Source organism: Bacillus cereus group sp. MYBK227-1 (genome assembly GCF_051916325.1).
Classification (GTDB): domain Bacteria; phylum Bacillota; class Bacilli; order Bacillales; family Bacillaceae_G; genus Bacillus_A; species Bacillus_A cereus.
In genome coordinates, this window is the sequence record NZ_JBQAGK010000008.1 from 49,099 (window position 1) to 68,494 (window position 19,396).

The following is a 19,396-nucleotide window of genomic DNA, read 5'->3' on the forward strand; positions in this document are numbered from 1 at the left end:
GGAATAGATATGAAGATAATTACAGCATGGCAAAACAATATACAAATAGTAAAAAATGCAGTGGATATTAAAGAAATTTCTAAAGGTTTTTCACCTGATAAGAAATATATAATTACGAGTGCGAATAATGATAAATATTTATTGCGGACAGGCGATATAAAAGAGTATGAAAGAAAGAAAATAGAGTTTCAAATTTTAAATGAAATACAAAATCGTAGTGTGCAAGCACAAAAACCAATTGAAATAGGTTTGTTGGCAGAAGAAGGTTTATGCTATGGCATCTTTTCGTATTTAGAAGGGGAAGATGCGAAGAAGTTATTGCCTACGTATTCACCAAAAGAACAATATGATATTGGTATAGAGGCAGGGAAAGATTTAGCAAAAATGCATACATATGAAGCTCCTAATAATATACTTCCATGGTATGAAAGAGCAATGAAAAAACATAGTAAATATTTAGAGGCATATAAAACATGTGGAATAAACATAAAAAATGATGATAAAATCATAAAGTTTATTGAAGAAAATGAAATATATTTAAAGAACCGCCCAAATCGATTTCAACACGATGATTTTCACTTAGAAAATATAATTGTACGGGATGGAAAATATGTAGGTGTTGTTGATTTTAATGGCTACGATTGGGGCGATCCACTTCATGATTTTGTGAAAATTGCACTGTTTGCAAGGGACATTAGTATTCCGTATTCAATCGGACAAATAGAAGGATACTTTAATAGAAAAATACCAGAGGAATTCTGGAAATTATACACGGTGTACGTTGGTATGACAGTTTTCTCCTCAGTTGTCTGGACATTACGAGCAGCGCCGCATATGTTAGATGATATGTTAGAGCGCCTTACTATAGTTTTAGAGGATCATAATAACTTTGAGTTATCGAAGCCAATTTGGTTTCAATCAGATAAGATTGATATGAAATAGAAAAGGTAGGTGTGATTCGCACCTACCTTTATTTTTTACCATCAAAATACTTATTTAATTTTCTTAAATGTAAGCGGCTGAGTACTTAATGTAGCTGGTACATGTAACTGAAGGGATGGGAATTCACCACTTACATTCATTTCATAAGCGAATAATAAGCTCATTTTCATTTGGAATAAGTCAACTTTTGCAGAGAAGATGTCGTAATGATGATGCCCTAATTGAATATCCATTTCCATAAATTGTACATATAACGAATCATCTCGTTTGTATACTTGTAATGTTCCGTATGCAGGATGTTCAAAAGTACCAGTATAATCCTCTAACTTGTGCGAAGGTGTAGTCCCTTTAATTTGTTCAGGGAGGGATTCAGTTGCTTCTTTCATCATTTCCTTCATTTTTTTAGTATCTTCTACAGCACGTTTATGCCAATCAATGGATTCTAATTCAAGTAGTTCGTCATAAATTTGATTAGCGAGATAAGTAGGAAGTAATGTTCCTCCAGCATTCGTTAAAATGACAAGGCCTATGTTTTCTGTTGGTATGAATGAAACAAGCGCTGAAAATCCATCGATATTACCGCCATGATGAATCACTTTTTTACCACGATAAGCGCTAATAAACCAACCAAGACCGTAACTATTTAATGGAGATTCAGGGAGTGATAAAACCGGTTGGTCTGGAATTGAATTGTGTGGTGTATACATTTGTTGTAATAATTCAGAGGAGATTAATTCATGATCTCCAAATTTTCCTTCATTTAAGTGGAGAAGTACCCAATTTGCCATATCTTCAATTGTGGAATTAATACACCCAGCAGCGCCAACTGTATCGATGTTACGGAATGGAACTGCTTTTATTTCACCGTCATTTTCAATGTAAGGTAAAGCGTAATCATCTGTAGTTTGTGAATCGTTAACAGAGAAGTTTGTATGTCTCATATTTAAAGGTTCTAAAATATGTTCTGTAGTGTATTGCTCCCACGTTTGATTTGTAATGTTTTCAACAATGTAGCTAATTGTTGCATACATTAAATTGTTATATAGAAATGCAGTTCGGAACGGTGCATCAAGTGGTAAATGTTTTATTTTTTCAACGAGATCTTTTCGAGATAAGGAAGAACTGTACCAAAGAGCCTCATGACGACTCACTCCAGTTCGATGAGAAGCTAAATCCCGTCCTGTAACTTGTGAGCTAGCAAGTAGTTCAGATAAAGTAAAGTTAGGTATATAAGACTGGATAGGGGTATCCCAATTAAACTTTTTTTGCTGTGCTAACAAGCTTAATGAAAGTGTGCCAAATGCTTTCGTTGAGGAACCGATTGCGAATCGAGTATTCGGTGTAACAGCCTCTTTTGTTTCTATATTACGATAGCCGAAACCTTCTGAAATAATAACTTCACCGTCTTTTATAACAGCGACAGCAGCACCAGGAACATTTAAATCCTTCATCATTTTTTCAGTCGTTGTTTGTAAAGAAGTCATAACAGGCGTTTCAATTTTAGACATACTTCTAACCTCCAAATATAAATTTTGTTCTACCGCACTATACTTTCGGTAATAGAAAATGAAAACCTTTTTATATTTGGAAAGTTAATAATTTTGTAAGAATTAGCGCAAGAAATTTTATTAATTAGGATTATTAAATTTATCATTTTTCATGTTATGATAAATTGCATATACGATTGAAAGAAGGTTTTCCTACATATGAAACATGCTGAAAATGAATACTTAAATTTATGCCGCCATGTAATGGAACATGGTACGAAGAAAGAAGACCGTACAGGGACAGGCACTGTATCTGTATTTGGATATCAAATGCGTTTTAATCTAAGTAAAGGTTTTCCTTTATTAACAACAAAGAGAGTACCGTTTCGCCTTGTAGCAAGTGAACTGCTTTGGTTTATGAAAGGTGATACAAATATTCGCTATTTATTGCAGCATAATAATAACATTTGGAATGAATGGGCTTTTAAGAGCTGGGTAGAAAGTGATGAGTATACTGGTCCTGACATGACTGATTTTGGTCTTCGCTCACAACAAGATGAAGAATTTAAAGTACAGTACGACGAGCAAATGGAATTGTTTAAAAAGAACGTTTTAGAAGATGATGAGTTCTCAAATAAATATGGTTATTTAGGAGACGTTTACGGTAAACAGTGGCGTGCTTGGAAAACGACAGCTGGTGAGACACTTGATCAATTAAAAGATGTAATTGAAATGATTAAAAAAACACCAGACTCACGTCGTTTAATCGTTTCTGCCTGGAATCCAGAAGATGTACCAAGTATGGCCTTACCGCCTTGTCATACGCTATTCCAGTTTTATGTAGCAGATGGAAAGCTTTCTTGTCAGTTATATCAAAGAAGTGGTGACATATTCCTTGGGATTCCATTTAACATTGCAAGTTACTCACTACTAACACATTTAATTGCACATGAATGCGGACTTGAAGTGGGAGAGTTTGTTCATACAATTGGTGATGCACACATTTATACAAATCATTTTGAACAAGTAGAAAAGCAATTGGCACGTGAACCACGTCCATTCCCGAAACTTACATTAAATCCAGATGTGAAATCTGTTTTCGATTTTGAAATGGAAGATTTAACGATTGAAGGATACGATCCGCATCCAGCAATTAAAGCACCGGTTGCAGTATAATTGTAGAGGAGATGAAAAAATGATTGTTTCATTTATGGTCGCTATGGACGAAAATAGAGTAATTGGTAAAGATAATAATTTACCTTGGCGTTTACCGAGTGAATTACAATACGTGAAGAAAACAACGATGGGTCACCCGCTTATTATGGGAAGAAAGAACTATGAAGCGATTGGTAGACCACTGCCTGGAAGACGTAATATTATTGTAACTCGTAATGAAGGGTATCATGTTGAAGGTTGTGAAGTTGTTCATTCTGTAGAAGAAGTGTTTGAACTATGTAAAAATGAAGAAGAGATTTTTATTTTTGGTGGAGCGCAAATTTACGACCTCTTTTTACCTTATGTAGACAAGTTATATATAACAAAAATCCATCATGCATTTGAAGGAGATACATTCTTCCCAGAAATAGATATGACAAATTGGAAAGAGATTTTTGTAGAAAAAGGTTTAACGGATGAAAAAAACCCATATACGTATTATTACCATGTATATGAGAAACAACAATAATAAAAAAGATTGATGTGAGAATTCGCATCAATCTTTTTATTTATATTCACCAATATAAGTTTATAGATGAGATTCGATAGTGCTATAATGATAGGTAGCATGTAAAAATGCTAAAATTTTCAAAAGTACTAATATAGAAAGAGGAGGAGAATCGATTGAGAAAGATATGGGGGATTCTTTTTCTTTGCTTAACATTCATGTTAGTTGGATGTGGTAAAGAAGAAAAACCACAAGAAGCGTTTGATACATATGTAAAAGCGTGGAATAAACAAAAATTTGCAGATATGTATGATCAACTATCAAAAAATGCAAAAAAAGATATTTCAAAGAAAGAGTTTACTGAGAAATATGAAAAAATTTATTCTGGTATCGAAGTGAAAGACTTAAAGGTAGAAACAGGGGAAGTAAAAGAAGATAAAAAAGATGAAGGCCCTGTTCCTTTTAAAGTAAGCATGGATACAGTTGGTGGTAAAATTACATTTGGTCATGAAGCAAAAATGGTGAAAGAAAAAGATGGAGATAAAGAATCTTGGAAAATAGATTGGACTCCTGATTTTATTTTCCCAGGCATGACGAAAGATAGTAAAGTGCGTATGCAGACAACACAGCCAAAACGTGGTGAAATATACGATCGTAATGGAAAAGGTCTTGCAACGAATGGGAAAGCTTCTGAAATCGGATTGATTCCTGAAAAGTTAGGCGATGCTGCTCCGCAAACGAAAGAAACAGTAGCGAAGTTATTAAATATGTCTGTAGAAGAAATTGATCAAAAATTAGCTGCTAAATGGGTAAAACCAGGGTATCTCGTACCAATTGGAATTTTGCCTGAAGGGGCAACACAAAATACGTACATTGATTTACCAGGTGTTTCAACAAAACCTGTAAATGTTCGTACATATCCGTTAGGGGAAGCGGCAGCTCATCTGACTGGTTATATTGGAAAGGTAAATGCTGAAGATTTAAAAACGCTACAAAAGAAAGGCTATCAAGCTGATGACCCAGTTGGTAAAGCTGGTTTAGAGCAAGTATTAGAGGAAAAGCTACGCGGTAAAAAAGGTGGCCGTGTCTTTGTAGAAGATGCGCAAGGAAAAGAAATTAAAAACTTGGCAAAAACAGATGCTGTTGATGGAGAAAATGTAACTTTAACTATTGATAGTGTTGTTCAAGAAAAAACGTATAATGAAATGAAGGGCGAAGCTGGTTCAAGTGCAGCAATTAATCCGAAAAGTGGAGAAACAATTGCACTAGTAAGTAGTCCAGCATATGATCCTAATATAATTGCACGAGGGACATCGAAGGCACAACGCGAAGCTTGGAATAATGATCCGAAAAAACCAATGACAAATCGCTTTACACAATTGTCGGTACCAGGTTCTGTATTTAAACCTATTACAGCTGCAATTGGTCTTGAAACGAAAACAATTAATCCAAAAGAAGAGTTGAAAATTGAAGGATTAAAATGGACAAAAGATTCTTCTTGGGGTAATTACTATGTAACGCGTGTGAAAGATGCAAATCCGATTGATCTTGATAAGGCGATGAAATACTCGGATAATATTTACTTCGCACAAGAAGCTTTGAAAATCGGAAAAGACAAGTTTATGAGTGAAGCAAAAAAATTCGGATTCGATGAGAAACTACCAATTGAATATGGATTCCCTGCTTCTAAAATTGCAAATGACGGCATTAAAAATGATATTCAAATGGCAGATACGGGATATGGACAAGGACAAGTATTAATGACTCCTCTTCATTTAGCTTTAACGTATGCGCCAATTGTAAATGATGGAACGATTCCGTCACCGTATATTATTAAAACAGATAAACAACCAAAAGCTTGGAAAGAAAATGTAATTTCTAAAGGAAATCAGGATATATTAAAAACTGCAATGACGAAAGTAATTAATGATCCAGATGGTACAGGGAGAATTGCTAAAATTGATGGTATGACTCTTGCTGGAAAAACAGGTACAGCGGAATTAAAAGTATCAAAAGAGGCCGAAGGAAAAGAACTAGGTTGGTTCGCTGCATTTGATTTAAATTCCCCAGATATGGTCATTACAATGATGATTGAAGATGTAAAAGGTAGAGGCGGAAGTAATATTCCAGCTGAAAAAGTAAAACATGTATTTCAAAAATAATATGTAATAGTAGGCTATCTCTATAAGTTGTAGAGGTAGCCTTTTTATATGAAAGAGTTCGTAATATCTGTATACTGAATTTTAAGGAAACAAAGTAAATCATTAACTTACGAAAAAAAAGTAGCTATTTTTTATTGACATTGATTAAAACTTTTTGTATTATACTTACATAAGGTAAGTTATTAACTTTTAAAAAACAAATCTTGAATTAAAGATAAAGAGAAAAAAGGGAGAGAATACAATGACAAAAGTACTATTTATTACAGCAAATCCAAATTCAGCAGAAGGTTCTTTCGGAATGGCAGTAGGGGAAGCTTTCATTGAAGCTTATAAAAACGAACATCCACAAGACGAAGTTGTAACAATTGATTTATTCAACACTACAGTACCAGCAATTGATGCAGATGTATTTGCTGCTTGGGGTAAATTTGCAGCAGGTGAAGGCTTTGAAGCTTTAACTGAAGTTCAACAACAAAAAGTAGCAGCAATGAACACAAACTTAGAAACATTTATGAATGCAGATCGTTATGTATTCGTAACTCCAATGTGGAACTTTAGCTATCCACCAGTAGTAAAAGCATACTTAGATAACGTAGCAATCGCAGGTAAAACATTCAAATATACTGAAAATGGTCCAGTCGGCTTATTAGAAGGTAAAAAAGCGCTTCACATTCAGGCAACAGGTGGCGTATATTCTGAAGGAGCATACGCAGCTGTAGACTTCGGTCGCAATCACTTAAAGACTGTATTAGGATTTGTCGGTGTAAATGATACTGAATATATTGCAGTTGAAGGTATGAATGCAAACCCTGAAAAAGCACAAGAAATTAAAGAAGCAGCAATTGCTAATGCTCGTGAATTAGCAAAACGTTTCTAATATAGAATGCTTAAAAAGTCCGAACACTTGCTGTTTGGACTTTTTTTCTTCTTTTTCCTTCGTTTGTCTAGTATAATGAAGGTCGGAATGATAATAGGTGGGGGTTCTGTATGATTCAAACGTTTTTTAAAATCTTTTATTTAATTTTAATCGTAATTGCGATTACACCGAGAATGTGGCGTCTTAAAAGACAAGTAAATACGATGGCGCCAAAAGAAAAAGATAATGCTGTGTATAAAACGACAAATTGGTTTGGTAAGAAAATGGTACGTGTAGCTGGAGGGGCAGTAGAAGTGAAAGGACTTGAAAATGTTCCGAAAGACAAGCCAGTACTAGTTGTAAGTAATCACCAAAGTAATATGGATATCCCTGTTTTACTAGGTTACTTAAATAAACCAATTGGATTCGTTTCAAAAGCAGAGATTAAAAAGTTCCCAGTTGTACCAACTTGGATGGAACTGATGAATTGTGTATTTATGGATCGTAGCGATCGTCGTCAATCTCTTCAAGCGATTAAAGATGGAATTGAACTATTAAAGAATGGACATTCTATCGTAATTTTCCCTGAAGGAACGAGAAGTAAGGGCGGCGAAGTTGGAGAGTTTAAGGCTGGTAGTTTTCATCTTGCAGTAAAGTCAGGTGTAGCAATTTTACCTGTAACGTTAGATGGTACATATAAGATGTTTGAAGCGAATGGAAATCGTATGAAGCCAGCTCATGCAACAGTAACAATTTCTAAGCCGATTACACCTGAAGATTATGCGAATATGGATATTAAAGAATTAACGAAGCATACACAGGAAGTTATTGCATCACAATTACATAAGTAATAAAAAAGGATTCAGCTTATCGTAAGCTGAATCCTTTTTATTATGCTGTAGGTAAGACATAAAAGAGTACACAGAAGAACATCATCGCACTACCACCTAAAACGAACAGGTGCCATATGGCATGGTTGAAAGGTAGCTTTTCCCAAAGGAAGAATATAGCTCCGACAGAATATAAAATGCCACCTGCTAAAAGTAGTGAAAAACCATGTCCAGTTAGATTTTCATAAAGTGGTTTAATAGCAACGATTATGAGCCATCCCATTATGATATAACATAGCGTTGATGCCTTAATAAAGCGACGTACAAAGAAAATTTTGAAGACGATACCTCCGATTGCTAGTGTCCATATTATAGCAAGCAACGTCCATCCTAATGGGCCACGAAGTGTAATAAGTAGAAAAGGAGTATACGTGCCAGCAATCAATAAGTAAATGGCTGAATGATCTAAAATAGTAAATATTTTTTCTACTTTAGGATGATGAATGCTATGTAGCAATGTTGAAAACAAGTACAGTAAGAACATACTTACACCATAAACAGTAAATGCAACTACGGCTGATGCGGTACCGTGCTTAGAAGCATGAATAATCAATATGATTAAGGCAGGGATGCTTAAAATGGCACCGATACCATGTGTAATTGCATTTGCAATTTCTTCTTTTACAAATTGGGTCATTCGTGTCATTTTTTCAGTCATAATGCAAATCCTTTCTACTATCATAAAATAATATGTCATTTCCCTTACCATATCATACACAAGAGCAATAGAAAATGAAATTTGTATAATTGATTATATTTTTGAATTTTTTTGACAAAAGACAATGGATTTGTTGACGTTTTCAAACTTTTTTGACAAAATAAAATTATGTAATAGTAGGACAAGGAAACTACTAATAAAGGGGATGGGGAAATGTTTTCAAATATTGGCTTTCCAGGGTTAATTTTAATTTTAGTAGCAGTACTCATTTTATTTGGACCTAAAAAATTGCCGGAAATCGGGAAGGCTTTAGGGGAAACGTTAAAAGAGTTTAAAAAATCAACGAAAGAATTGACAGATGACGCATTTCAAGAAAAGGAAAAGAAAGAAAAAATGTAGTGTATTTTCCTTGTAATGGATAAATAAAGTGTGGTGAACGAGATGGAAAATCGGGAAATGAGCGTAGTAGAACATATTGTTGAGCTTCGAAAAAGAGTAATATATACGGTGTTATCCTTTGTACTATTTTTAATTATTGGATTTACTTTTACAAAGGATATTTATTTTTGGCTTGTAAAAGATTTACCAATGAAATTAACTGTTCTCGGTCCAAGTGATGTATTGTGGATTTTTTTCTCGATTGCTACAGTATTTGCTATCGTTTGTACAATTCCTTTTGCTGCTATACAAATTTGGTTATTTGTAAAACCGGGTTTACATCCAAATGAACAAAAGATGACAATAATGTATATACCGGTATTGTCTATATTATTTATTGCAGGTTTATGTTTTGGATACTTTATTGTAATGCCGTTTCTATTTCACTTTTTAACTACGATAGGTAATGAAATGTTTAATACGATGTTTACGACAGAAAAGTATTTTCATTTTGTACTTAATTTAACAGTTCCATTTGCTGTGATTTTTGAATTGCCAGTCGTTGTAATGTTTTTAACTAGTATTGGAATACTTACGGCGGAATTTTTAATAAAAATAAGAAGGTATGCTTACGTAGCATTAATTATCATTGCATCTTGTATATCACCGCCAGACTTTTTATCTCATAGTTTAGTTGCAGTGCCGCTTATTTGTATTTATGAAGTAAGTATTGCGTTATCAAAGGTTGTTAGTAAGAGGAAAAAGAAAAGAGAAGAAATGCAGTCGAAAAGTGCCTCGTTATAAAGGCACTTTTTTATTTATTTGTTATACTATAGCTATAAACGTATACAATATATAGAAGAAAAAAATTATAGAATCTCCAAAATTTAGACAAACTTTGCGCTTTTATAAGCTTATACTAAATGTATTAAACAATTGATGGATAATGAGATTCCCGTCTCAGAGATATTTAGGGCGGGAAGGTGAATTAGGTGGAGATGAATAGAGTATAAATCTTCTAGCCATAAGGACTACAGAAATCATATAAGTCTGATTTTACTCCACTTTAAACAACGTGTTACAGCGCAAAGTAGAGGAAGTTCAAAAATCCAATGAAAAAGAGGATTGATATTGTGATTACGAAAAGTTTTTATTTCACTCATTCAACAGGGGATTGCATTAAAATATTCGAAATCCCTGTCCTACAGGCACAGCATCCATTATCGTTTCTAATTCAGTCTCGTCTTCAATTATTTATTGCAAAAATTCAAAAACAAAAACACCCAAGATTTTCGTATTCTTTCCGTGAATATTTACAAAATTGTTTGAAGTGGAATGATTATTTAAATGTATATAAAACAAATACCCTTGAAAAAAATGCATGATACGAAGTACGGACAGGGTTAGTAAACTCTGTCTTTTTCATTTTAGATATGAAAATATAATTAATTTGATGAAATTTCGTTCCAAATTGTTGAAAGCAATGGGAATACTAGTATAATAACAAGGAGAGCGTATTGGAAAGGGAAGAAGTATAGTATGCAAAAAATTAAAATTGTAACAGATTCAACGGCAGATTTATCACAAGACGTAATCGAAAAGTATGACATTCATGTTTTACCATTATCAATCTCTGTAAATGGACAAACATATTTAGATCGCGTTGATTTACAACCTGACGAATTTATTGAAGAAATGATTAAATCAGAGGAATTACCAAAAACATCACAACCAGCTATGGGTACATTTGTAGAAATGTATGACAAGCTAGGGGAAGATGGAAGCGAAGTCCTTTCTATCCATATGACAAGTGGAATGAGCGGTACTGTAGCAACTGCAAATAGCGCTGCATCAATGACTGATACAAAAGTAACAGTTGTTGATTCTCAATTTATTACACATGCTTTAGCATATCAAGTAATTGAAGCTGCAAAAATGGCAAATGACGGACGCTCACTAGAAGAAATTTTAAAACGTGTAGATGAAGTAAGAAAGAATACTCGTTTATATGTAGTAGTGGATACATTAGAAAACTTAGTGAAGGGTGGACGTATCGGTAAAGGAAAAGCGTTTATCGGTTCTCTACTTAATATAAAGCCAATTGCTAGTCTTGAAGACGGTGTTTATAATCCTGTAACGAAAGTTCGTAGCCAAGGCCAAATTGTAAAAACATTAGCTAAGTTATTTGAGCAAGATACGGCTGGAAAAGTCGTAAAAGCTGTTGCAATTCCGCATGCGAAAGCAATTCCTTTAGCTGAAAGTATGAAAGCGGCGGTTGAAAAAGTAAGTGGATTTGCTCAATCAGAAATTTTCTATACAACGCCTATTATTAGTACTCATACAGGTCCGGGCGCAATCGGATTTATGTATTTAGCAGAGTAATAAAAAAGCTACTTGAAAATATATTTCAAGTAGCTTTTTTATGTAAATAGAAAGTAAGAAATAAGAAGAGCTACACAGGCACTACCGCTAATGATATAGCGAGTCTGTAAATATTCATTCATAGAAAACACCCTTTATCCCGCTATTTGTGGACAGTAAAACTTTCTACCTCAAATTTAGCTGGAGCAAAGAGGTTAGGTAGCGGGCTGCCGGTAAAAGCTTGATTGGTGAGGCAAATAATCAGTGGGGATGAAGAAAACCCACTAATTAAAGTTTCACTATAGGATTTTCTATATTATATGTTGGATATAGAAAATCAGTCATTACGTTACACATGTAAAGTTTCAATTTTTTCGTTTATTTGCTTATTATTTGTTGCGTTACTATAAATAAAAGTTTGACCTAAAAAGAGTACATGCAGTTGTTCCCACGGTAACATGCGCAAATTCCAATTATTTCGAAGTCTAGTTATTGCTTCACGAGGTGTTTCATCGGCGAGTGCAAAAGCTCCGTAATGCATTGGTATAAAATGCGTAGCGTTTAAATCTAAATAAGCTTGCACGGCCTCTTCAGGTGAAACATGAGATACTTTCATAAACCATTCTGGTTCATAAGCGCCAATGGGCATAAGAGCAATATCAATTAAAAAGCGTTCACCAATTTCTTTGAAACCTTGGAAATAGCCACTGTCACCACAAAAATATATGGTTTCCATAGTCGTTTCATTATCAATAATCCATCCACCCCAGTGAGACGTATTCATATCAAATAAGAATCTTCTCGTCCAGTGCTGAGCGGGTACGAAGTGAAAAGAAACTTCGTTAATTATCGTACTTTCCCACCATTTATACTCTTCTACATGTTTAAATTTCTTACGAGTAAATAATTTTTTTAATCCAATAGGTACAAGATATAGAACATCATCATTCAACTGACGAAGAGTTGAAAAATCTAAATGATCATAATGACCATGTGAAATAAGGACAATATCAATTTTAGGTAGTGCTTCTATAGAGAGTCCAGGTTCTGTAAGTCTTGGAACTAGCTTTAATTTATTAGCCCATACTGGATCTGTTAATATATTAAGTCCATTCGTTTGGATAAGAAAAGTGGAATGCCCAATCCATGTGATAGTCGTTTTTTCAACATTACTTTGCAAAAATGCACTTTGTTTAACGGGTGATTGTTCTACTAAGAAAGAAAAATCTTTTTTGTTTTGCTTTCGTTCTTTACGCCAGCGTAAAAAAGAGCGAATTGATTTTTTTGTACTAACATTATCCATATTTTCATAGCGCTTTGCCATGAACATCACCTCATTTAAAATCGTTGTATTTGTATTGTACCGAAATGTTGTTAAGGAATACAGTGTAAAACATGGATTAATGTTTAAGGAATTGTTAAAAAATAGGGAGAGGTATTTACAAAAGTAACAATAAAATTAGTTTTATCACTTTTATTTAGAGAAATAATAGTAAAAAAATATATTTTGTCTAGTAATTCGCTTGAAATAAAAAAGTAACATACGTAAATTCGTACGATTTCGTGAACAAATGTAGTAAACAATTTTCTCGTAGTGTTAACTTTTGTTATTATAAACATAACCTATTTAAATTTAGGATAGAGAAAAGAGGTTTATAAATGAAGCGTTATCAAAAAATAATTGGTCTTATGGTTGTATTTTGTCTCTTTGTACTTGCTGGATGTAGTGAATCAGGTTCAAAGCTTCGTAAACCATTAAATTGGGATTTAGAAACCTTCCAATTTACAAATCAAGATGGAAAGAAATTTGGTACAAAAGATTTAAAAGGGAAAGTTTGGGTTGCAGATTTTATGTTCACAAATTGTCAGACAGTTTGTCCACCAATGACTGCAAATATGGCCAAGCTTCAAAAGATGGCAAAAGAAGAGAAATTAGACGTTCAGTTTGTTTCATTTAGTGTAGATCCAGACCTTGATAAGCCAGAAAATCTGAAAGCTTTTATTCAAAAGTTTACAGAGGATACTAGTAACTGGAATTTATTAACGGGGTATTCGTTAGAAGATATTACAAAGTTTTCAAAAGATAATTTCCAATCACTTGTAGATAAGCCGGAGAACGGTCAGGTCATGCATGGTACATCATTTTATTTAATTGATCAAAACGGAAAAGTAATGAAAAAGTATAGTGGCATTAGTAATACGCCATACGAAGACATTATACGTGATATGAAGCGATTAGTGGGTTGAAAATAAGGGTGCATAGCACCCTTATTTTTTTGCATTAGTCTATCGATAAAATGTCATGTTGCTGGGGAAGTTTCGGCGCCCGAATTTCTAATACGCCGTTTTGATAAGAAGCTTTTGCCGCTTTTTTATTAATTGAATACGGCAATTTAATCAATCTTGATGCTTCTGAAATGGAACGTTCTCGGCGATAATAGTTATGGGATGTTTGTTCTTCTTCCTCTTCAAGTATCTCTTCTTTTACAGAGACTTTTAAGTATTCACTTTGTATTTCAATTTGGATTTGTTCTTTTTGTATACCTGGTAGTTCAGCTGTAACAACGAGTTCTTCACCAACTTCATATAAATCTACAGGGAATGTTAATAAACGGTTTCCTTTTTGGAAAAAATGATTTAAATCAGCGATTACATTGCGAAGAGGTGTTTGCTCGAAGAAATCATCAATTTGCTTTAAGTAATTACGAACCGGTGGGCGAGAAGAATCTTTTTTTTCTTCACTCATGGTATTCCCTCCTAGAAATCAATTTGCAATATCATATGACAAAAGCGGAGAAAGGTGAGTGCCTAGTTTTCATGTTTTCATAAAAAATTGTTAAAAATGTGAAATGGAGTGATTTTTTTATAGTTTTTGGTCGCCATATTCAGTTGATTATGCTAGTATAAATAGGGTTGATATAGTAGTATAGAGACAGAATGAAAACTGAAAGAGGGTAAGAAGTATGTGTGGTTTTGTAGGATGTTTATGTGAAAACCCTAGAGAGTTTTCAGAAACAGAAAAACATCAATTTGAAAATATGAACACGATGATTTTCCACCGTGGTCCAGATGACGAAGGATATTTTCGTGATGAACATGTACAATTTGGCTTCCGCCGTTTAAGCATCATTGACTTAGAGGCAGGACATCAGCCGCTAACTTATGAAAATGATCGATATGTAATTATTTTTAATGGTGAAATTTACAACTATGTAGAATTACGTGAAATGTTACTTGAAAAAGGTGCAACGTTTGCAACGCAATCTGATACAGAAGTTATCATTGCATTGTATGCACATATGAAAGAAAAATGTGTAGATTACCTTCGTGGTATGTTTGCATTTATGATTTGGGATCGTGAAGAAAAGAAACTTTTCGGTGCACGTGATCACTTCGGTATTAAACCTTTATACATCGCACAACAAGGTGATACTACATTCTTCGCATCTGAGAAGAAAAGTATTATGCATGTGATGGAAGATAAAGGCGTTAATCCAACGTCACTACAACATTACTTTACGTACCAATATGGTCCAGAGCCAGAAACTTTAACAATTGATGTTAATAAAATCGAGCCTGGTCATTATTTCGTAAAAGAAATCGGTAAAGAGATGGAAATCCATCGCTACTGGAAACCTTATTTCAACGCTTCAAGTGCAACGAAAGAGGAGCATATCCAAGCAATTCGTGATGTGTTATATGATTCAGTAAAAGTGCATATGCGTAGTGATGTACCAGTAGGTTCATTCTTATCTGGTGGTATCGATTCATCTATCATCGCTTCTATCGCAAGAGAAATGAATCCAAATCTTTTAACATTCTCTGTTGGTTTTGAGCAACGTGGTTTCAGTGAAGTTGATGTTGCGAAAGAAACTGCTGAGAAATTAGGCGTTAAAAACCATAACGTATTCATTTCAGCGAAAGAATTTATGGATGAGTTCCCAAAAATCATTTGGCATATGGATGATCCTTTAGCTGATCCAGCAGCTGTACCATTGTACTTCGTTGCGAAAGAAGCACGTAAACATGTAACAGTTGTTCTTTCTGGTGAAGGCGCAGACGAGCTATTTGGTGGTTATAACATTTACCGTGAGCCAAACTCACTAAAAATGTTCTCTTACATCCCTAGTCCAGGTAAGAGCGTTCTAAAAGCATTAAGTGGTGCTCTTAAAGAAGGATTTAAAGGTAAGAGCTTCCTAGAGCGTGGATGTACACCAATTGAAGAGCGTTACTATGGAAATGCTAAAATCTTCCGTGAAGAAGAAAAAGCTGAATTAATGAAGTATTACAATGAAAGTGTTAACTATATGGATATCACGAAACCATTGTATAACGAGATTAAAGATTATGATGATGTAAGTAAAATGCAGTACATTGACATGTTCACATGGTTACGCGGTGACATTTTATTAAAAGCTGATAAAATGACAATGGCAAACTCATTAGAACTTCGTGTACCGTTCTTAGATAAAGAAGTATTCGATGTTGCATCTAAAATTCCAACTGAATTTAAGATTGCTAACGGAACTACGAAAGCTATTTTACGTGAAGCAGCACGCGGAATCGTTCCAGATCACGTATTAGATCGTAAAAAACTTGGATTCCCAGTACCAATTCGTCACTGGTTAAAAGACGAAATGCATGATTGGGCTATAAATATTATAAACGAAAGTAAGACAGAGCATTTAATCGACAAACAGTATGTATTAAACTTACTGGAAGCACATTGTGCAGATAAAGGCGATTATAGCCGTAAAATTTGGACTGTACTTGCGTTTATGGTATGGCACCAAATTTATGTTGAGCATAAATACGATACGAATAAGTTCCATGAAGAAACAAAACGTGCGTATAGCTTAGTTTAATTAGAAAAACCTTAAGATCGCATACGGTCTTAAGGTTTTTTTCATAAATAGGAAGTATTATTGATACAATAATAGTAAAAGGATGGACAACATATGATTACGTTTGAGAAAGTTACTGTAGAAAATGAAAGCGTTGTTAAAGAAATGTTTAAATCGCATAGTTTAGGTGAGAAAAAGGTACAGTACTGTGTGAAAGTTGATGATACATATATTGGTGTAATAGATTATAGTGTACAAGAGGAACGGGCTGTTTTATCACAGCTAATTATTCATTTTGATTACCAAGGTTACGGTTATGGTACAAATACGTATTTTACATTTGAAGAAATGATGAAACAAAGAAATGTGAAAGAAATAAAAGTGCTACAAGAGAAATTAACAGAAAAGGCGAAGTCTTTCATAGAGAGTTTTGGTTTTACTTCAGAAGATGAAGAGTATGTAAAGAAAATATAACGATGATTATTTATGCGATACAATAAATATAAGGCAGGTGGATGTATGACGATGACTTCTGGTCTTGTATTAATTGGAGGGTGCTTTATAGTAGCAGAATTATGTCATATAATCATTCGGAAAAGAATGATTAAGAAAAAAAAGCCGTATGAATTACAATACGTCCCTGTCTTTTTCATTATGTTTTGCATGCTTAGTACATTACAAAATCTAATAAACTTTCCACCACTTGTAAATGTTTTTTTAAAGTTCGGTTTACTTTATAGTGGTGTTGGAATAGCACTTTTATTTATTTTATTTTGCATACGTTATGTTCACTATCAATCGTATATATTTATTTTAAATTGGTTAAAGCAAGATGATAGAAACCGCCTTACATAAGGCGGTTTTTTTATTTGCAATTGTAACAGAATTTGTACATTTCACATAAAATAGGACGAGTAGAAATGCAAACATATTACAAGAAAGGGGCGGGGCAATAAAATGAAACTTGTTATAGACGCAGGGCACGGTGGATATGATTCTGGTGCTGTTGGTAATGGTTTAGTAGAAAAAAACTTAACACTTCAAATTGCTAGACGCGTTCGAGACATTTTAACGGTAAATTACCCAATTACAATTAAAATGACACGTGATAGTGATGTGTTTATTTCTTTATCTGAACGTGCTAATATTGCTAATGCTTTCAGTGCGGATTATTTTATTTCATTTCATATTAATAGCGGCGGGGGTACAGGTTTTGAAAGTTATATTTATAATGCGTTATCCAATAGCAGCACTGCATATGCAAAGCAACAAAAAATGCATACAGCTGTCAATCCTGTATTAACAAAATATGGTCTTCGTGATCGAGGAGCAAAAAAAGAAAATTATGCGGTATTAAGAGAAACCGCAATGGATGCAATTTTAACTGAGACTGCTTTTATTGATACAGCTTTTGATGCAAATTTATTAAAAAATCCACAATTTATTGAAGATCTAAGTCAAGCGTATGCAAATGGAATAGCAGCTATTTTTGGAGTAGCTCCAAATCCACAACCTCCTAACCCACAACCGGTACCTCAAACGAAGGGAATCGCTTATGTTCTTGGGAAAAATGTAAATTTAAGAAATGGTCCATCAACTTCTTCCTCAGTTATTCGTCAATTAAATTCTCCAGAATCTTACGTTGTATATCAAGAAAGTAACGGATGGCTAGATTTGGGGAATGGACAATGGGTGTATAATGATTCTTCTTACATTAATTTTGTAAAGACAAGCAATAGTGATGGAAGCCCGATTGGGGTTGCATATATACAAGGGCTGAATGTAAATTTAAGAAGTGGTCCATCAACTACATCTGCAGTTATCCGCCAATTAAATTCTCCAGAATCTTATTTAGTATATATAAATGAAAATGGTTGGTTAAACCTTGGTGGAAATCAGTGGGTATATAATGACCCAGCGTATATTAAGTATACTCAATATTAGGAATTGAAATGATAGTACAATATGGATGCGTATCCTTGTTATGTATAACAAGGATACGCATTTTAATAACAACATTTTTTTCATACTTATGCACTATGTTTTAAAAAGAAACATTAGAAAAGCGGATAGAATCTAAATAGTATATATTAAAAAAGTTTTCTGATATACATTGACAATGTATGTAAGATACATTAATCTTTAAATGTTAATGATAATCGATTTCATCTAGGGAGGACATATGATACATACTAAAAAACTAATTATGTTCTGCATTATGATACTCATGGTTGTAATTGCAGGATGTAGTAAAGAAGAGAAAAAAGAAAATAATATATCAGCGAAAGCAAAAGATTCATATACGGTAAAGCATGCAATGGGTGAAACGACAGTAAATGGTACACCTAAAAAAGTTGTTGTTTTAACAAATGAAGGCGCAGAGGCTCTCCTAGCTGTGGGCGTAACGCCAGTGGGGACTACGAAACCACGTGCTGGTGATGAATGGTATCCTCATTTAGCGAAAGAGTTAAAAAACACGGAAGTTGTAGGAACTGAACGTGATATTAATTTAGAGGCTGTAATGAAGCTTAAGCCAGATTTAATTATCGGAAATAAAATGCGTCATGAAAAAATATATGATCAGCTAAAAGAAATCGCACCAACTGTTTATGCAGAAACATTACGCGGTGATTGGAAAGAAAACTTTACACTTTATACAAAAGCTGTAAATAAAGAAAAAGAAGGGCAAAAAGCTCTTGATGATTATAAAAAACGCATTGAAGGAATGAAAGAGAAGTTAGGCGATAAATTGAATTCTAAAGTTTCTATTATTCGTTTCGTGCCAGGTGATGTTCGTATTTATCAAAAAAACTCATTCTCGGGCGTTGTTTTAAATGATATTGGATTTAAACGACCACCATTACAAGATAAAGATGATTTTGCGATAAAAGGAATTACAAAAGAGCAGATTCCAAATATGGACGGAGACTACTTATTCTATTTCACGTCTGATAAAGATGCAGATAAGAATAATGAAGGAAATTCGTTAGCGAAGGAATGGACAGAAGATCCACTCTTTAAGCAACTACAGGCTTCTAAAAATAATAAAGTATTCCAAGTGGATGAGGTAATCTGGAATACAGCAGGCGGTATTAAAGCTGCGAACCTTATGTTAGATGATATTGAAAAATATTTCCTTAAATAAATGATAAAAT

At 33.9% G+C, this 19,396-nt stretch carries 20 protein-coding genes; 16 read left to right on the forward strand and 4 right to left on the reverse strand.

What is annotated here, in order from left to right; all coding sequences use genetic code 11:
* Nucleotides 1-9 precede the first annotated feature (9 nt).
* The gene (locus tag ACTFRM_RS25555; RefSeq protein ID WP_322372803.1) at nucleotides 10-942 is read left to right on the forward strand and encodes an aminoglycoside phosphotransferase family protein; all 933 of its coding nucleotides are present in this window, start codon (nucleotides 10-12) and stop codon (nucleotides 940-942) included.
* Nucleotides 943-992: 50 nt separating this feature from the next.
* Here the strand turns inward: ACTFRM_RS25555 and ACTFRM_RS25560 are convergent, their stop codons facing one another.
* Nucleotides 993-2,450 carry a serine hydrolase gene (locus tag ACTFRM_RS25560; RefSeq protein WP_322372804.1) on the reverse strand — a complete coding sequence of 486 codons (1,458 nt, stop codon included), beginning with the start codon at nucleotides 2,448-2,450 and terminating at the stop codon, nucleotides 993-995.
* A 198-nt stretch (nucleotides 2,451-2,648) separates the two neighbouring features.
* Between ACTFRM_RS25560 and ACTFRM_RS25565 the strand changes: the two genes are divergently transcribed.
* The 5 genes from ACTFRM_RS25565 (at nucleotide 2,649) to ACTFRM_RS25585 (ending at nucleotide 7,961) form a co-directional block, all read left to right on the forward strand.
* A complete protein-coding gene (locus ACTFRM_RS25565; RefSeq protein ID WP_322372805.1) occupies nucleotides 2,649-3,605 on the forward strand; it encodes a thymidylate synthase in 957 nt (318 codons plus the stop codon).
* Between the two features lie 19 nt (nucleotides 3,606-3,624).
* Nucleotides 3,625-4,113 carry a dihydrofolate reductase gene (locus ACTFRM_RS25570; protein WP_000637205.1) on the forward strand — a complete coding sequence of 163 codons (489 nt, stop codon included), beginning with the start codon at nucleotides 3,625-3,627 and terminating at the stop codon, nucleotides 4,111-4,113.
* A 155-nt stretch (nucleotides 4,114-4,268) separates the two neighbouring features.
* Nucleotides 4,269-6,254, forward strand: a complete 1,986-nt coding sequence (pbpC, locus tag ACTFRM_RS25575; protein ID WP_322367590.1) for a penicillin-binding protein 3 — start codon at nucleotides 4,269-4,271, stop codon at nucleotides 6,252-6,254.
* A gap of 241 nt (nucleotides 6,255-6,495) precedes the next feature.
* Nucleotides 6,496-7,131: an FMN-dependent NADH-azoreductase gene (locus ACTFRM_RS25580; protein WP_000170025.1), complete on the forward strand. Its 636-nt coding sequence runs from the start codon at nucleotides 6,496-6,498 to the stop codon at nucleotides 7,129-7,131.
* A gap of 110 nt (nucleotides 7,132-7,241) precedes the next feature.
* Entirely contained in the window at nucleotides 7,242-7,961 is a 720-nt protein-coding gene (locus ACTFRM_RS25585) for a lysophospholipid acyltransferase family protein (RefSeq protein ID WP_000616577.1), read from the forward strand.
* Between the two features lie 40 nt (nucleotides 7,962-8,001).
* On the opposite strand, the gene trhA is transcribed toward ACTFRM_RS25585, so the two are convergent.
* On the reverse strand, nucleotides 8,002-8,658 hold the full coding sequence (gene trhA, locus ACTFRM_RS25590; protein ID WP_000136889.1) for a PAQR family membrane homeostasis protein TrhA: 657 nt from the start codon (nucleotides 8,656-8,658) through the stop codon (nucleotides 8,002-8,004).
* A 213-nt stretch (nucleotides 8,659-8,871) separates the two neighbouring features.
* Between trhA and ACTFRM_RS25595 the strand changes: the two genes are divergently transcribed.
* The 4 genes from ACTFRM_RS25595 to ACTFRM_RS25610 all read left to right on the forward strand — a co-directional run bounded on the left by ACTFRM_RS25595 (nucleotide 8,872) and on the right by ACTFRM_RS25610 (nucleotide 11,418).
* Complete coding sequence (locus ACTFRM_RS25595) at nucleotides 8,872-9,057, forward strand: twin-arginine translocase TatA/TatE family subunit (RefSeq protein WP_000492443.1); 186 nt, start codon at nucleotides 8,872-8,874, stop codon at nucleotides 9,055-9,057.
* A gap of 42 nt (nucleotides 9,058-9,099) precedes the next feature.
* Nucleotides 9,100-9,840: a twin-arginine translocase subunit TatC gene (gene tatC / locus ACTFRM_RS25600; protein WP_000431523.1), complete on the forward strand. Its 741-nt coding sequence runs from the start codon at nucleotides 9,100-9,102 to the stop codon at nucleotides 9,838-9,840.
* A 329-nt stretch (nucleotides 9,841-10,169) separates the two neighbouring features.
* A complete protein-coding gene (locus ACTFRM_RS25605; protein WP_000629012.1) occupies nucleotides 10,170-10,421 on the forward strand; it encodes a DUF2535 family protein in 252 nt (83 codons plus the stop codon).
* A 154-nt stretch (nucleotides 10,422-10,575) separates the two neighbouring features.
* On the forward strand, nucleotides 10,576-11,418 hold the full coding sequence (locus ACTFRM_RS25610; RefSeq protein WP_001169470.1) for a DegV family protein: 843 nt from the start codon (nucleotides 10,576-10,578) through the stop codon (nucleotides 11,416-11,418).
* Between the two features lie 328 nt (nucleotides 11,419-11,746).
* On the opposite strand, the gene ACTFRM_RS25615 is transcribed toward ACTFRM_RS25610, so the two are convergent.
* Nucleotides 11,747-12,721, reverse strand: a complete 975-nt coding sequence (locus ACTFRM_RS25615; RefSeq protein ID WP_001129630.1) for an MBL fold metallo-hydrolase — start codon at nucleotides 12,719-12,721, stop codon at nucleotides 11,747-11,749.
* 335 nt (nucleotides 12,722-13,056) lie between these two features.
* Here ACTFRM_RS25615 and ACTFRM_RS25620 point away from each other — a divergent pair, with 335 nt between their 5' ends.
* On the forward strand, nucleotides 13,057-13,644 hold the full coding sequence (locus ACTFRM_RS25620; protein WP_000833331.1) for an SCO family protein: 588 nt from the start codon (nucleotides 13,057-13,059) through the stop codon (nucleotides 13,642-13,644).
* A gap of 34 nt (nucleotides 13,645-13,678) precedes the next feature.
* Here ACTFRM_RS25620 and ACTFRM_RS25625 read toward each other — a convergent pair whose 3' ends face one another.
* Nucleotides 13,679-14,143, reverse strand: coding sequence for an Hsp20/alpha crystallin family protein (locus ACTFRM_RS25625; RefSeq protein WP_001288085.1), 465 nt, complete (start codon nucleotides 14,141-14,143; stop codon nucleotides 13,679-13,681).
* A gap of 217 nt (nucleotides 14,144-14,360) precedes the next feature.
* Here ACTFRM_RS25625 and asnB point away from each other — a divergent pair, with 217 nt between their 5' ends.
* The 5 genes from asnB to ACTFRM_RS25650 all read left to right on the forward strand — a co-directional run bounded on the left by asnB (nucleotide 14,361) and on the right by ACTFRM_RS25650 (nucleotide 19,386).
* Nucleotides 14,361-16,262 (forward strand): asparagine synthase (glutamine-hydrolyzing), encoded by a 1,902-nt coding sequence (gene asnB / locus ACTFRM_RS25630; protein ID WP_000333816.1) that lies wholly within the window; start codon nucleotides 14,361-14,363, stop codon nucleotides 16,260-16,262.
* 93 nt (nucleotides 16,263-16,355) lie between these two features.
* Complete coding sequence (locus ACTFRM_RS25635; protein WP_000627523.1) at nucleotides 16,356-16,715, forward strand: GNAT family N-acetyltransferase; 360 nt, start codon at nucleotides 16,356-16,358, stop codon at nucleotides 16,713-16,715.
* A 51-nt stretch (nucleotides 16,716-16,766) separates the two neighbouring features.
* The gene (locus ACTFRM_RS25640; protein ID WP_000200455.1) at nucleotides 16,767-17,096 is read left to right on the forward strand and encodes a hypothetical protein; all 330 of its coding nucleotides are present in this window, start codon (nucleotides 16,767-16,769) and stop codon (nucleotides 17,094-17,096) included.
* Nucleotides 17,097-17,198: 102 nt separating this feature from the next.
* Nucleotides 17,199-18,185, forward strand: a complete 987-nt coding sequence (locus ACTFRM_RS25645; protein ID WP_226368539.1) for an N-acetylmuramoyl-L-alanine amidase — start codon at nucleotides 17,199-17,201, stop codon at nucleotides 18,183-18,185.
* 238 nt (nucleotides 18,186-18,423) lie between these two features.
* Nucleotides 18,424-19,386, forward strand: a complete 963-nt coding sequence (locus tag ACTFRM_RS25650) for an ABC transporter substrate-binding protein (RefSeq protein WP_000581989.1) — start codon at nucleotides 18,424-18,426, stop codon at nucleotides 19,384-19,386.
* Nucleotides 19,387-19,396 lie beyond the last annotated feature (10 nt).

Excerpts from the sequence above, each read along its gene's own strand:
- ACTFRM_RS25555 (WP_322372803.1), top strand. The coding sequence starts at position 10 with ATGAAGATAATTACAGCATGGCAAAACAATATACAAATAGTAAAAAAT.
- ACTFRM_RS25560 (WP_322372804.1), bottom strand. The coding sequence starts at position 2,450 with ATGTCTAAAATTGAAACGCCTGTTATGACTTCTTTACAAACAACGACT.
- ACTFRM_RS25565 (WP_322372805.1), top strand. The coding sequence starts at position 2,649 with ATGAAACATGCTGAAAATGAATACTTAAATTTATGCCGCCATGTAATG.
- ACTFRM_RS25570 (WP_000637205.1), top strand. The coding sequence starts at position 3,625 with ATGATTGTTTCATTTATGGTCGCTATGGACGAAAATAGAGTAATTGGT.
- ACTFRM_RS25580 (WP_000170025.1), top strand. The coding sequence starts at position 6,496 with ATGACAAAAGTACTATTTATTACAGCAAATCCAAATTCAGCAGAAGGT.
- ACTFRM_RS25585 (WP_000616577.1), top strand. The coding sequence starts at position 7,242 with ATGATTCAAACGTTTTTTAAAATCTTTTATTTAATTTTAATCGTAATT.
- trhA (WP_000136889.1), bottom strand. The coding sequence starts at position 8,658 with ATGACTGAAAAAATGACACGAATGACCCAATTTGTAAAAGAAGAAATT.
- ACTFRM_RS25595 (WP_000492443.1), top strand. The coding sequence starts at position 8,872 with ATGTTTTCAAATATTGGCTTTCCAGGGTTAATTTTAATTTTAGTAGCA.
- tatC (WP_000431523.1), top strand. The coding sequence starts at position 9,100 with ATGGAAAATCGGGAAATGAGCGTAGTAGAACATATTGTTGAGCTTCGA.
- ACTFRM_RS25610 (WP_001169470.1), top strand. The coding sequence starts at position 10,576 with ATGCAAAAAATTAAAATTGTAACAGATTCAACGGCAGATTTATCACAA.
- ACTFRM_RS25615 (WP_001129630.1), bottom strand. The coding sequence starts at position 12,721 with ATGGCAAAGCGCTATGAAAATATGGATAATGTTAGTACAAAAAAATCA.
- ACTFRM_RS25620 (WP_000833331.1), top strand. The coding sequence starts at position 13,057 with ATGAAGCGTTATCAAAAAATAATTGGTCTTATGGTTGTATTTTGTCTC.
- ACTFRM_RS25625 (WP_001288085.1), bottom strand. The coding sequence starts at position 14,143 with ATGAGTGAAGAAAAAAAAGATTCTTCTCGCCCACCGGTTCGTAATTAC.
- asnB (WP_000333816.1), top strand. The coding sequence starts at position 14,361 with ATGTGTGGTTTTGTAGGATGTTTATGTGAAAACCCTAGAGAGTTTTCA.
- ACTFRM_RS25635 (WP_000627523.1), top strand. The coding sequence starts at position 16,356 with ATGATTACGTTTGAGAAAGTTACTGTAGAAAATGAAAGCGTTGTTAAA.
- ACTFRM_RS25640 (WP_000200455.1), top strand. The coding sequence starts at position 16,767 with ATGACTTCTGGTCTTGTATTAATTGGAGGGTGCTTTATAGTAGCAGAA.
- ACTFRM_RS25645 (WP_226368539.1), top strand. The coding sequence starts at position 17,199 with ATGAAACTTGTTATAGACGCAGGGCACGGTGGATATGATTCTGGTGCT.
- ACTFRM_RS25650 (WP_000581989.1), top strand. The coding sequence starts at position 18,424 with ATGATACATACTAAAAAACTAATTATGTTCTGCATTATGATACTCATG.